Origin of the sequence: Paenibacillus cremeus, from assembly GCF_007786445.1 — a bacterium.
In the GTDB taxonomy this organism is placed as follows: domain Bacteria; phylum Bacillota; class Bacilli; order Paenibacillales; family NBRC-103111; genus Paenibacillus_G; species Paenibacillus_G cremeus.
Genome location: NZ_VNJI01000012.1, coordinates 42072 through 54906 on the forward strand (window position 1 = coordinate 42072; position 12835 = coordinate 54906).

The following is a 12835-nucleotide window of genomic DNA, read 5'->3' on the forward strand; positions in this document are numbered from 1 at the left end:
CTTACAAGATACCATGTCCTCGGCGCCAGTCCAACTTCTCGGGTCACGCCGCCGACTTGTGTCTCTGCTGCTAGTGATAGACCGCCTTAAGGCTTTAGGATATAATCCGGGTTATTGCCATAATTTAGAAACCATCTGGAACCTAGCTCGTAAAAAGGAGACGTGTGACACATGGAGACGGCGGTGCGGATCAAACGGCTTGCGGAGTGCGCTTTAACCGAGGCTGTGGAGGCCTGGAATAAAGGCTTCGAGGATTATTACGTGAAGGCGGAGACGAACCCGGACGCGTTTATCGCGCGGATGACGATGGAGGGGCTGTCCCCCACGCTGTCTCTAGTGGCTTACTTTGGGTCGCAGCCAGTGGGACTTCTGCTGAGCGGCATTCGGACCCTCGGCGGCCAAACCGTTTCATGGAACGGGGGAACCGCGGTGGCGGCGGCGTTTCGCCGGCACGGCATTGCCAAGCAGCTGCTGCTCGAGGCACATCGCATCTATCGGGAAGAGGGCGTACATACGGCCACGCTGGAAGCGATCGCACAGAACGAACGCGCCATCCGTTTGTACGAGCAGCTAGGCTATGGGATCACGGACCGCGTAGCGATCATGGAGTCGTCCTCTCCGTCGCCGTGGAGCCCTTGCACTGTCGGGTCGTCTGCAGCCGAAGCGATCACGTTCACGAAGGCTCGCCCGCAGGAGGTGTCGCTTCTCGCCATGTACAATGCGGGCGCGGCTTGGCAGACGCAATGGCTTAGCGTGAGAGACGGCGAGGCTGTAATCGCCCGGGATGCGCAAGGCGAGCCGATGGGCTACGCGCTCTTCCGGCGTGCATTTGACGCTGTGGGGAAGCACGTGTCGACGACGCTCTTTCAATGCGAGACGCATCCTCAAGCGGAGGACCGCCGCGGGCTGACAGAGCTGCTGCTCAATCATGTCTTCGAGCCGGGCTCGACCGTCCGCAAGCGGACGTTTAACATTTCCACTGCTGGCGAATGTGCAGCTCTGCTCCAAGCGGCCGGCTTTGAGACGATGACAGAGCAGGTACGGATGCAGCTGGTGTTGGCAGAGGCGCCGAGCGTGTAGTAGTGTTTTGGAAAAACGGAGGAAGCTCCAGAAACATAGCTAGCTGAAAAAAAGCGGCAGCCCGGGACTTTTTTCGCGTCCTGAGCTGCCGCTTTTTACACCTTAATATTGCTAAGCCGTCATTTGGTCCAAGCTTTTAAATGTGCAATGCTTGTGAAGGGGCGGCGGAACGGACCGGCTCGCAGCGCGGGTTTTCCGCCTTGGAGCCCTTCAGCAGTGCACGGACCGACTCGCAGCGCGGGTTTTCCGCCCTGGAGCCCTTCAGTTGTGCACGAACCGGATCGCAGCGCGGGTTTTCCGCCTTGGAGCCCTTCGGCAGCGCCCTACCCGGCTGCAGCGCAGAAAAGCCGCTTTAGAGCATTAAATCGCTCCGCTTGCCTCAATATTGCTTAGCCGTCATTTGGTCCAAGCTTTTGAATTCGTAGCCCTTCGCTCGGGCATCGTCAATGATGCGGCCGAGCGCCTCGGTATTGTCCTTCGACACCGAATGCAGCAAAATGACCGCCCCCGGGTGCAGCTGACCCATCACCTGCTCGTACGCATAGCCCCCGCCCCGCTGCGCCTTAGTGTCCCAATCCTTATAGGCCACCGACCAGAACACATTCGTGTAGCCGAGATCCCCGCTGACCTGGAGCACTCGCTCACTGAAAATGCCGCGCGGCGGACGCAAATACCGCACTTCCTTTTGCCCCGTAATCTGAATGACCTGCTCCTTCACCTTATCCAGCTCGTCCTTCATCTTGGCGGCAGGGATTTGACTCATATCCGGATGGCTCCACGAGTGATTGCCGATCAGATGCCCCTCTGCAACCATGCGCTTCAGCAGCTCCGGCTGCTCTTTAATGTAATGTCCGGTCACGAAGAAAATTGCAGGCACCTGCTTCGCTTTTAAAGTATCGAGAATCCTAGCCGTATAGCCGTTCTCGTACCCATTATCGAAGGTGAGATACAGCTCCTGCTTCGACGTATCCCCCATGAAGATCGCCCCGTGCTTCTGCACGATCCCCTTGAAGCCCTCCTCATTGATAGAGGCTACCTGGCCGTTCTTGCTTTTTTTAAACCCGAAGTGGTAGGGCCGTCCCCCATCCTCCGCTACCGCGCTCCATGGGGAGCTAAAAGCCACCATAGCCGTGAGCAAACCTACAATCCATACCCTGTGTTGACGCTTCACTTGTTGCTGACTCCTTCCATGCCTGATGTCCGAATTGCGAAAATCACATCCGTGCCAATGAGCCACTATATGAAATTGGGCTCCTATTGTGGTATTGTTGTACAAGGGGTGAGACTATGAACTATATCGTGATTGATCTGGAATTCAATGGCCGTAAGCATTACGATATCCGTCCCATGGAAATTATCGAGATCGGTGCGGTCAAGCTGAACGAGCGGCTGGAGACCGTGGACACGTTCCAAAGCTACATTCGGCCCAAATTTACCGTAAACCGGTTCGCCCTGCAGTTCTGCGGCATTTCCAAAGACACCTTGATGCAAAGCGATTCCTTCGATAAAGTGCTTCGTCGATTCCTCGAGTTTTGCGGCGACGAATTTACGCTGCTCGCTTGGGGCGGCAGTGATTTTTTCCACTTTTTCGTGGATTGCAAAATCAACAAGCTCAGCTCCACGTGGCTAAGCCGGATGTTGGACTTGACCCGATTTTTCGAGGGCGGATTGCAGCAAGCGCTGGTGCAGCATGAGCTGGAACCGATCGGCCAGCACCATTCAGCCTTGGATGACGCCCTGAATGCAGCGCAGCTAGTGCGGCTGAAGCCGGAGCTCGTCGAATCTGATCAATATTTTGTGCCCGATCCGTTCAAACTATGTACAGGCGGGATCAAAAAATTGGTCTCCATCTGCCTCGACGAAGCGATTGCCAGCGAGACGCAGCTGACGTGGGAGCAGTTCAAAGAGAACGAAAAGACCAAATCGTACATCCAAATCATGCGCCTGAACGCAATTGAAGTGCAGATGGTCGAAGCGCTGTTTACCCAATTCACCAAAATAAAGTACGGCCGAAAATGGAAAAAGCCGCAGCCTACCTAAGGTTTCATTAGGAGCTGCGGTTTTTGTTTTTATACGTCGCTGCCAAACGTGTTATGATACGAAAGGACATCATTACATCATAAGGAAGTGCTTCAAGCGTGGGATTTTCCTGGAAGCGAAATTTGTTCGTGTTGTGGATCGGGACCTTTTTGGTGGGAACGGCGTACTCGGTTTCGATGCCGTTTATGCCGATTTTTTTGCAGGAGGATTTGGGAGTAACGAATCATCTGGAGGCGTGGACCGGCTGTATTCTCGCGGTTACCTTTCTGGCCAGCTCGCTCATCGCGCCCTTCTGGGGGTCGCTCGCGGATAAGTACGGCCGCAGGCCGATGATGCTGCGCGCAGGGATTTGCCTCTCGCTGGCCTATTTTTTGTATTTTTTGGTGCAGAATCCGTATGAGCTGATCTTGGCGCGCATTTTGGAAGGGCTGCTCGCGGGCTATATTCCGTCGGCTATTACGCTGGTCGCTACCCAAACCCCGGAGAAGCATACCGGCTACGCCCTCGGAATCATCTCGACAGCCACGGCGGCTTCTTCGATCCTCGGCCCGCTGGCCGGCGGCGTCATCAGTCATTGGATCGGGACGCGCCCTACCTTTTTCATCGCAGGGGTCATGGTGTTTAACGCCTTCTTGATCGCGTTCTTCTGGGTCAAGGAGCCGCTGTTCAAAAAGTCGGATGCAAAGCGGTCCAGTGTGCTGCAGGATCTCAAGGAAGCTGCCGCTAACCGGAACCTGGTGCGGATTCTGCTGCTGATCTTCATCACCTCCACTTCGATCATGCTGGTGGAGCCGCTGCTGACGATCTACGTGCTGAAGCTCGGGGCGGATCAGTCTTCGGCGTCGCTGCATTCCGGCATCATCTTCTCTGCCGTCGGGATTGCCACGTTGATTGCCGCCCCGCGCTGGGGATCGATCGGAGGCCGGATCGGCTACGGAAAGGTGCTCTTCATCGGCCTGCTGGGCGGAGGCATCGGCAATTTGCTCCAGCTGGCGTTCAGCCACTTGCTGGGCTTCGGTCTGCTGCGCTTTGGCTATGGGTTGTTCTTTGCGGGTGTGTTCCCGGCGCTTAACGCCTCGATCGTGCGCAATACCGATCCGGATTTTCGCGGGCGCGCCTTCAGCTTGAACCAGATGGCCAATCAGCTCGGAATCATGGTCGGACCGATCGTCGGCGGAATACTGGCCGCTCAATTTTCCATCCCTATCGTGTTTATGATTAACGGCTTGCTGCTTTTAATGGTAGCGCTGCTGCTTCGAACGCCGAACTTTTCCTTTTTTCACTTTCGCGCTCATCAGCAAACCGAGTCGACGCCCTCTGAAGGGTAAACCGGATCCCCACATATGTGTGCTGTAGTTTAAGCGCAGTATGCGGGGATTTTTGGTGTCTAGCCAATGCAAGTCTTCCGCTTTAAGCCGATGCGCCCCATATTCCATCGCCATAGGCACCTTGCAAGCCGTGTCGCCGACATCGGTATGAATTGTTCCAATGGCTTCGGCCACGGCCATCGCTTGTGGCAGCTCCAATCGGTCGTCTGGTGTGATGGACAAGTAGTTCGTGTACGTTGCTCCAGCCGCATGCGGCGATCGACTCTATGGGCGATGCAATCCATTCGGCGATGAATTCCATGGCATGCAGACTTTCCGCCGCCACCCCCGCCACCGTACACTCCGACAGCGTATAGGCATAGGCCTTCTCCACCCAAGCTTGAACTAGTGGCTTCGTCATCGCAGCCGGATTCACGGTGATCCCCGCCAAATACATAGCATCGTAATTCCCTGTTGTATAAAGGGCCAATGGCAGCTCCGGTCCTTTTTCACTTCCTTGACCAGCTTTTTTAAGTCACCGCTCTTCACGCCGAATACCGGTCCCCTGGCACCGTGCCGCATGTACGTTTTCTTCGTCTGCTCCGTTCCTAGCGCTTCGAGCTTTGCCATCACTTCCTCGAGCGTCATCCGCTCACCTGCTTACTGCTGGATTGTTACCTTCCTAATTATTTACGACCTATAATCGTTTATTTAGTGGGGGTAAATGATTTTTGGGGTTAAGGGTGGCTGGTGAGGGAGGCAAACAAGCTTAGGCAGCATGCGAAGGAGAGCGGCAAGGACGATGGGGCATCAGCGGGATGAGCGGAAATCGGATCATGGCAGATGTACGGGATTTTTCCCGTTCTTGTGGTACGTCGGGTGAGCTTAGTGCGCAGGTAGTGGATATTTCCCGTTCTTGCGACGCGCTGGCGAGGTGGGGGCGCATGTGCGGGAAATTTCCCATTCTTGCGGCGAGGAACGACGGTCTTGGAGGGATGTGACGGACTTTTACCTCTCTTACTGTGTAGACCGGCGAGGCTGGGGCGCATGTGAAACATTTTCACCTCTCCTGTAGCGAAAATCGACGAGATCGTCGCAATGTGAGGCCGTTTTGCCTCTCTTGTGGCGGGATTGATGGGATTCGCACCCAAGCGAAAAAAAACAGCTGCCCCCTTACGGGAAGCAGCCATAGCCGTAGCCGTCCAATCCTAGCCCAAAAACGCTCTCCAGCCGCCGAACGCGGTAATATCCTCTGCCCCCGCATCCGCTGCTGCATAGGCTTCGCACACAAACCCGGGGACCTCCGTGCCGTCCTCCAGCTCCACCTTGCCTATGCCCAGCGGGGCTGGAATCGAGGCCGCGAAGCCGCCGAAAGCCGCGAGCGGCAGCTCCCACACCTCCAGCTGAATCGACGCCCCGCCGGCCGGCTGCTTGATCATGCCCGGCTTCGCCGGCACGGTCGGCAGCTTCACCAGCCGATACTTGGCCGCCGAAGCAGCCTCGCGAACAAACCGGGCGCCGCACGCCTGCATCTGCTTCTCCAGTGGGAGCCCGCGCATGTGCAGGCCGCACACGGCGACAAGCGTCGTCAGCACCGGCTCAGCTGCACCACGACGCACGAACAGCTCTGCTGTACCGCAGATCAAATCCTCGGCGTCCGCCAGTGCAAACAGCGTGATGCCGAACGGCGTCTCAGCCAGCGCATCGCCAGCCGGGACCGCTACCGCGCTCAGGTCGAGCAGGTTGCAATGGTTCGTGTATCGCCCCATATCCCGGTTCGTACCGACCGGATCCTGGCGCACCTCGTCTCGCGTCCACGTACCGCCGGCTGTCGGCATGACCAGCACAGCGTCCCGCAGCAGCTTTCGCGCCTGCAGCTTCAGCGCTTGCAGCTTATGCATCGCATGAAACACCGACGCCGCCGTGTACGACTCAGCTGCACCGGAGCGCAGGATGCGTTCCGTTACCGGGAACGCGGTCTCCGGGTTCGCCTCGATGAACCCGCCCAGTGCTGCCCACCGCTCGGCCACCCACGGGCCTTCGTACAAAATCGCCGCCGCTTCGGAGAACAGCTCCACGTCGACATACTCGACCGCGATGCCTAGCCCCTTAAGCTTCTGCACAGCCGCCTCCCAAGCGGAGGCGTACTCCGAAGCATAAGGGCCATAAAACCCGAGCGGGCCGCTGGGCAGGCACAGTCGGCGAGGAAGACGAGGCTGCGGCTGAGGCAGAGGGCGCGACCAAGGGTCGGCCTCATGCGCGCCACGCGCCACCGCATCCACCGTCAGCGCATCCTCCAGGCTGTGCGCAAACACCGTGACGCAGTCCAGGCTCGCGCAGGCCGGCACGACGCCTTTGGTCGGCCACGCGCCGAGGCTCGGCTTGTAGCCGACGAGCCGGTTGAGCGCCGCCGGTACGCGGCCCGACCCGGCCGTATCCGTGCCGAGGGAGAAGGCCGCCTGACCGCGGGCCACCGCCACCGCCGAGCCGGAGCTGGAGCCGCCGCTGATCAGCTCCTCGCGCAGGGCGTTATGCGTCTCGCCATACGGGCTGCGCGTACCGACTAGACCGGTGGCAAACTGGTCGAGGTTCGTTTTGCCAAGGGGAATCGCCCCAGCGGCCACTAAGCGCTCCACAACCGCAGCGTGTTCCACAGGTGTGTAGGCAAACTCCACGCACCCGGCGGTAGTAGGGACCCCAGCCAGATCAATATTGTCCTTGATCGCAAATGGAATGCCCCAAAGCGGCAAGCTGGCAGGATCGACCGAGGCTAGCCGGTCCAGATAGGGCTTGATACGCTCCATCGCGGGCGGCGTGATCCAGATGTTCCATCCGGCGTCCGCCTCCGCGCGGTCGATGATTTCAAGAATGACCATCTCTGGGGTTAGTGTTTTGCGCAAATACTGCTCCTTGAGCCAGTTAACCGACAAGCTGCCCGGAAGTTCCACGGCTGTTTTCATGCGCACTCTCCTCCTCGTTGAACCCTTTTTTCACAATCCCGGCAATCAGCTGCCCCGCATGGACGGAATCCCCCGGCTCCACGTAGATTGAAGTCACCCAACCGTCGCACGGCGCTTTTTGCGGGAATTCCATCTTCATGCTTTCCTCGATCAAAAGCACATCGCCCTTCTGTACCTGCTGTCCAGCTGTCGCGAGCACCTTCCACACACTGCCCGGCATCGTGCAGCGCACCGCCATCGCGCCTTCCGGCAGCTCATCCTCCTGCGACGCCTTGGCAGGCTCCTGCTCCGACACGTACTCGGCTAAGCCCAGCGCCTTCCATTGCTCCCGCTCTGCTTTGAACGCCGCCTGCTGCCGCTCGCGGAACGCCTCCGCGCTGTCTTCGATCGAGTCGAGGAACCGCAAATACTCGCCCAAATCGAAAGTCGTTTCCACAATATCCGCCTCATAGCGCCCCCGCAAAAAGTCCTCGCGAAGCTGCAGCAGCTCATCGGCCTCAACCGGATAAAATTGAATTTGGTCAAAAAACCGCAGCAGCCATGGTTTCCCCGGCTTGAAGCTGTCGGTGGAGCGCAGACGGTTCCACATTTGAATCGTACGGCCGACGAACTGGTAGCCCCCAGGGCCCTCCATTCCGTAGACGCACATATAGGCGCCGCCAATTCCTACCGCGTTCTCCGGCGTCCAAGTGCGCGCAGGATTGTACTTCGTCGTCACCAGCCGATGTCTCGGGTCGATCGGCGTGGCCACCGGAGCGCCCAAGTACACATCGCCCAAGCCGAGCACCAAATAGCTGGCGTCAAATACGATCCGCTTCACCTCATCCTCGCTGTCCAATCCGTTGATACGGCGAATAAACTCAATGTTGCTCGGGCACCAAGGCGCATCCGGGCGAACTGTTTGCTGGTAGCGCTGAATGGCCAGCTGCGTCGCCGGGTCATCCCATGACAGCGGAAGACGGACGATCCTCGACGGCACTTGAATGGACTCGAGCGGCGGCAGCTGGCGATCGATCTCCAGCACTAGCCGACTGGCTTCGGTCACAGTCATTTGCAGCGGATCGATATGAATTTGCAGGGACCGGATCCCCGGCGTCAAATCGAGCATCGGAATGTCGCCGCGCTCCTGAATCGCATACATCAGGGCATGCACTTGGAAGCGAAGCAGCAGGTTCAGCTCCATCGCCCCGAATTCGACCAGCAGGTTCTGGTCACCGGAGCAGCGGATGGTGATCGGGAACTTCCGGCCCGCCTCTTCACGCACCAGCACCGGATAATCCGGCGTCAGCTTCGTCGCCGGCTGCGGTAACGCAATCGGAATCAAATCCGCCCGCTCGCCTTCGCCGATCGCTTGCAGGTTCTCCTCCTGTGCGAAGCGCAGCCCTTCTGCCTCCTCGAGCGTCAGCAGCTGGAAGCGAACGGTGTCACCCGGATGCAGCTGTCCGAGCTTCCAGAACTCGCCCGAAGCGGTCGTGACAGGACAAACGAAGCCCCCGAGACTAGGGCCGTCCGGACCGAGCAGAATCGGCATATCCCCGGTCAGGTCCAGCGCGCCGATCGCATAGGCATTATCGTGAATATTGGAGGGATGAAGTCCAGCCTCTCCGCCGTCTTCACGGGTCCATAGCGGTGCAGGACCGATCAAGCGCACCCCGGTGCGGGAGCTGTTGAAGTGAACCTCCCACTTCGTCTCCGTCAGCTGCGGCAAGTAAGCCGGGAGCAAAAACTCCTCCGTACAATGCGGCCCGGGAATGACGCCGATCGTCCACTCGCGGGTCATCACTGGCCGGTGCGCCGCCTCCAGCTCACCTAACACTGCAGGCCGTCCCCCCGCACTGACCCGCAGCACGTCTCCCGTACGCAAAGCACGACCGCCGTGCCCGCCGAAGCCACCGAGGGTGAATGTCGAGGCGCTGCCGAGAATCCGCGGCATGTCAAACCCGCCCGCGATCAGCAAATACGTGCGCATCCCCGCTTCCGCCTCGCCAAAGCTGAGCACCTGCCCACGCTCCGCCTTCACCGGAGTATACATCGGCACAGGCACCTCGTCGAGCGTCGCCTGCATCTCCGCACCGGTCACGCAGAACCACATCGCGTCGCGGAAGCTGTAGGACCCACCGCGCAGCGTCATTTCCAGGCCGCACGCCGTGTCGTCGTTGCCGAGCAGCCGATTGCCGATCCGGAAGGAGAAAGGGTCCATCGGTCCGCAAGGCGGAACCCCGACATCCCAGTGTCCGGTCCGGCCAGGCCAATCCTGCACGGTCGTCTGCACGCCGCCGTCCAGCACCTCGAGCGCGACCTCCGCAGGCTCGAAGCCGTTCAGCATTTGCGTGTACACTTGGCCGTCGATAAAATCCGGATTCCCCAGAAGCGCCTCAATATATTGCAGGTTGCTCGTCAGCCCGTACAGCCGGGTCTCCCTCAAAGCGAGGCCGAGCTTGCGAATCGCATCCAGCCGGTCTTCGCCGTGCACAATGATTTTGGCCAGCATCGGGTCGTACAGCGTCGTCACCGTAATGCCGTCCCGTACCCACGTTTCGATGCGCGCTCGGTCCGTAAATACCGCCTGATCCAGCTGCCCTGCACTTGGCCGGAACTGCTGGAGGCAGTCCTCGGCATAAATCCGCGCCTGGATGCTGTGCCCAACCGGTGCCCGATACAACGATTCCAAACCGCGAAGCTCGTCAGCTGCCTCCCGCACCATCCATTCCACCAAATCCAGGCCCAGCACCTCTTCGGTCACCCCGTGCTCCACCTGAAGCCGGGTATTTACCTCGAGAAAATAAAACTGAAGCGTCGCCGGATCGTACAAATATTCCACCGTCCCCGCGCTGCGGTAGCCGACTTCAGCAGCCAGCCGTTTGGCCGACGTAAGCATCTCCTCCCGCACGTGCACAGGCAGCACAGGAGCCGGGCTTTCTTCAATGACCTTCTGATTGCGCCGCTGCACGGAGCAATCCCGCTCGCCCAGCGCGACCACTTCACCAAATTGGTTGCCGAAAATTTGCACCTCGACATGGCGCGCCTTCGCGATGTATTTTTCCAGAAACACGCCGCCATTCTTAAAATTCGCTTCCGCCAAGTGGCGCACCGCATCAAATGCGACACGCAGTGCCTCCTCGTCGGCGCAAACCCGCATCCCGATGCCGCCGCCGCCTGCCGTGCTCTTCAGAATGACCGGGTAGCCGATCCGCGCTGCTTCATCCACCGCCACTTCGAGCTCGGTGATCAGCGCCGTCCCCGGCAGCATCGGCACCCCCGCACGCTCCGCAATGGCTCTGGCGGAATGCTTCAGACCGAACATTTCCATCTGCTCGGGCGTCGGTCCGATGAAGGTGATGCCACGCTCACGGCAGGCACGGGCGAAGTCCGCATTTTCGCTCAAGAAGCCGTAGCCCGGATGAATCGCCTGCGCGCCAGTATCCAGGGCCGTCTGCAGAATCAGCTCCGCGTTCAAATAGCTTTCTTTGGCCACTCCTTCCCCAATCAACACCGCTTCATCCGCTTGGTCGACATGGAGACTATCTTGGTCAGCCGCTGTATAGACAGCCACCGAAGCAATGCCGAGCTTGCGCAGCGTTCGTTCAATGCGCACCGCAATGGCGCCCCGGTTGGCGATTAAAACTTTTGTAAACATGCTTACCACTCCCTTGTATTAGTTCTCCCAAATCAGCAGCCGGATCGGGGTTGGATTATAGGCGTTGCAAGGGTTGTTCAGCTGCGGGCAGTTGCTGATCAGCACCATTGTGCGGCACAGCGACTGCAGCTCGACATAGCAGCCTGGAGCGGAGACGCCGTCGGCGAATTGCAGCCCGCCATCCGATGTCACCGGCACGTTCATGAAAAAGTTCACGTTAGGCGCCAAATCCCGCTTCGTATACCCGCCGTCATGCTTTGCCAGCTGCAGCATGAAGGTGTCACGGCAATTGTGCATGTGCAGCTTCTCGTGAGCGTAGCGCACCGTGTTGCTCTGCGCCGAGCAGGAGCCTCCGAGCGTATCGTGCCTGCCGCACGTATCGGCTACGATGGAGAGCAGCGGCTTGCCGGATTCGGCCCGCAGGATCGAGCCCGCCGTCAGGTAGATGTTGCCTTGACCGGCGATCGTCTGCACCGCGCTGTAATGGTCCTCTGCATTGTCGGCATCGAAGAACAGCGTATCGGCGGCCTGGTTGCCGTCGAGATCGACGATGCGAAGCACCTGACCAGGCTGCAGCTCGTGCATCCAGCCGTCCCCTGCAGCAATCGTTTGATCATAAATCGCATCTTCCGCGCGTCGTGCGCTTTCCACTCGATTAAATACCGTCATATTGACCCCTCCTTGTTGCAATTTACACAGGATTGAACGCTGTAATTCGTCAACTTTAACGTGTAGTACTCCCATGTATTTTCAAAAGCACGGCGGTTTTCCGGCCGATAATTGACACAATAATCAAGCGCATCTACCGGAGCGGCTGGGAGAAGCTCCAGCTGAACCGGGACCGACGGATAAGCCGTGCGGGGATCAAGCGGATTCGGCGTATTGGACAGCACCAGCAGCACATCCATCTCCGTCCGCAGCGTGACGGTGGCTCCTGCCTGACAATGCGTTTTACTGTAATGCATCTGTCCCTCTTCGTCGCAGAACACTTTGGAGAACAGGTTGACGACCGGCGCCATATCGCGCAGCCCTAGGCCATTTCGCACCAGCTCGACGGCCATATTTTCATGACCGCTCCGCAGCCAGTCATTGCGTAGCTCTTGATAGGTCGTCGTTCCATATTTGGCATCGGTAGCCTCACGGGATGTAATGCCGCAGATCGGATCGTGCCAGCCAAGGCTATCCTCGACGAAGCTGGCCAGCACCCGGCCGTTGTCGCTCATCAGCACGTGGCCCTTCGTCAGATGGGAGGTATGCTGTGCCTTCAGCGTATCCGGCATATTGTAGCGCTCCGTCAAATCGCTCGCGTTATACATCATAAGCGCGAGATTCGCGCCCTCCCCCAGTGCCGTAAACCGAAGCAGCTTGCCTCGTCCGATCGTCCCCGACCATTTGCCGCCAGGCTGAAGCGTCGTTCCCCAAATGATATCCATCCTGTTTCCCTCCAATGGTTGAGTTCTGTAGTTAAACAAAAAGGAGACATCACAAGACAGGCGTCTTGATGATATCTCCCAGGTTTTTATCCTTCCGTGTCGAACTCTGCCCTACCTCAATGTCAGGTATTATATCAGAGAACGGTTTACTCTCGGACCAGGCCCGGCAGCACCGGCGGAACCCTAGTAAACGAATTATTCAGTTGTGTTAATAAACATAACACCACAATAGGGTACTGTCAACGATTTTCGTTTAATATGATTTCCACACCTATGAAATAAGCGCACAAAATATGACACCCATTATTGAAAGCACGCTTTTTTTCCAAAATCATCTTTTCAAAACCAAATTAACATGTTATATTAACTGACATGCAA

9 protein-coding genes, 1 pseudogene and 1 riboswitch are annotated in these 12835 nt (G+C 58.2%); of the genes and pseudogenes, 4 read left to right on the forward strand and 6 right to left on the reverse strand.

The annotated features are described in order from the left end of the window. The first annotated feature begins 171 nt into the window (after nucleotides 1-171). On the forward strand, nucleotides 172-1080 hold the full coding sequence (locus FPZ49_RS11660; protein WP_144846740.1) for a GNAT family N-acetyltransferase: 909 nt from the start codon (nucleotides 172-174) through the stop codon (nucleotides 1078-1080). 379 nt (nucleotides 1081-1459) lie between these two features. Here the strand turns inward: FPZ49_RS11660 and pdaA are convergent, their stop codons facing one another. Further along, nucleotides 1460-2206, reverse strand: a complete 747-nt coding sequence (gene pdaA, locus FPZ49_RS11670) for a delta-lactam-biosynthetic de-N-acetylase (protein ID WP_144847010.1) — start codon at nucleotides 2204-2206, stop codon at nucleotides 1460-1462. Nucleotides 2207-2367: 161 nt separating this feature from the next. On the opposite strand from pdaA, the gene FPZ49_RS11675 reads away from it, so the two are divergent. Beyond that, nucleotides 2368-3120: a 3'-5' exonuclease gene (locus FPZ49_RS11675; protein ID WP_144846744.1), complete on the forward strand. Its 753-nt coding sequence runs from the start codon at nucleotides 2368-2370 to the stop codon at nucleotides 3118-3120. A gap of 98 nt (nucleotides 3121-3218) precedes the next feature. Continuing rightward, a complete protein-coding gene (locus FPZ49_RS11680; protein ID WP_144846747.1) occupies nucleotides 3219-4448 on the forward strand; it encodes an MFS transporter in 1230 nt (409 codons plus the stop codon). Between the two features lie 59 nt (nucleotides 4449-4507). Here the strand turns inward: FPZ49_RS11680 and FPZ49_RS11685 are convergent. Then, nucleotides 4508-5075: pseudogene (locus FPZ49_RS11685) on the reverse strand (DNA alkylation repair protein). A 170-nt stretch (nucleotides 5076-5245) separates the two neighbouring features. Between FPZ49_RS11685 and FPZ49_RS11690 the strand changes: the two are divergent. Beyond that, nucleotides 5246-5428: a hypothetical protein gene (locus tag FPZ49_RS11690; protein ID WP_144846750.1), complete on the forward strand. Its 183-nt coding sequence runs from the start codon at nucleotides 5246-5248 to the stop codon at nucleotides 5426-5428. A gap of 207 nt (nucleotides 5429-5635) precedes the next feature. On the opposite strand, the gene atzF is transcribed toward FPZ49_RS11690, so the two are convergent. From atzF to FPZ49_RS11710, 4 genes are read right to left on the reverse strand one after another with little or no spacing between them, the layout of a single operon-like run. Beyond that, entirely contained in the window at nucleotides 5636-7387 is a 1752-nt protein-coding gene (atzF, locus tag FPZ49_RS11695) for an allophanate hydrolase (RefSeq protein WP_144846753.1), read from the reverse strand. Further along, nucleotides 7347-11024: an urea carboxylase gene (gene uca, locus FPZ49_RS11700; RefSeq protein WP_144846756.1), complete on the reverse strand. Its 3678-nt coding sequence runs from the start codon at nucleotides 11022-11024 to the stop codon at nucleotides 7347-7349. Before uca ends, atzF begins: the two co-directional genes overlap by 41 nt. Before the next feature lie 18 nt (nucleotides 11025-11042). Continuing rightward, a complete protein-coding gene (locus tag FPZ49_RS11705; RefSeq protein WP_144846759.1) occupies nucleotides 11043-11693 on the reverse strand; it encodes an urea amidolyase associated protein UAAP2 in 651 nt (216 codons plus the stop codon). Next, nucleotides 11690-12457: an urea amidolyase associated protein UAAP1 gene (locus FPZ49_RS11710; protein ID WP_144846762.1), complete on the reverse strand. Its 768-nt coding sequence runs from the start codon at nucleotides 12455-12457 to the stop codon at nucleotides 11690-11692. Before FPZ49_RS11710 ends, FPZ49_RS11705 begins: the two co-directional genes overlap by 4 nt. 73 nt (nucleotides 12458-12530) lie before the next feature. Next, nucleotides 12531-12655, reverse strand: a riboswitch (guanidine-I (ykkC/yxkD leader). Nucleotides 12656-12835: the final 180 nt, after the last annotated feature.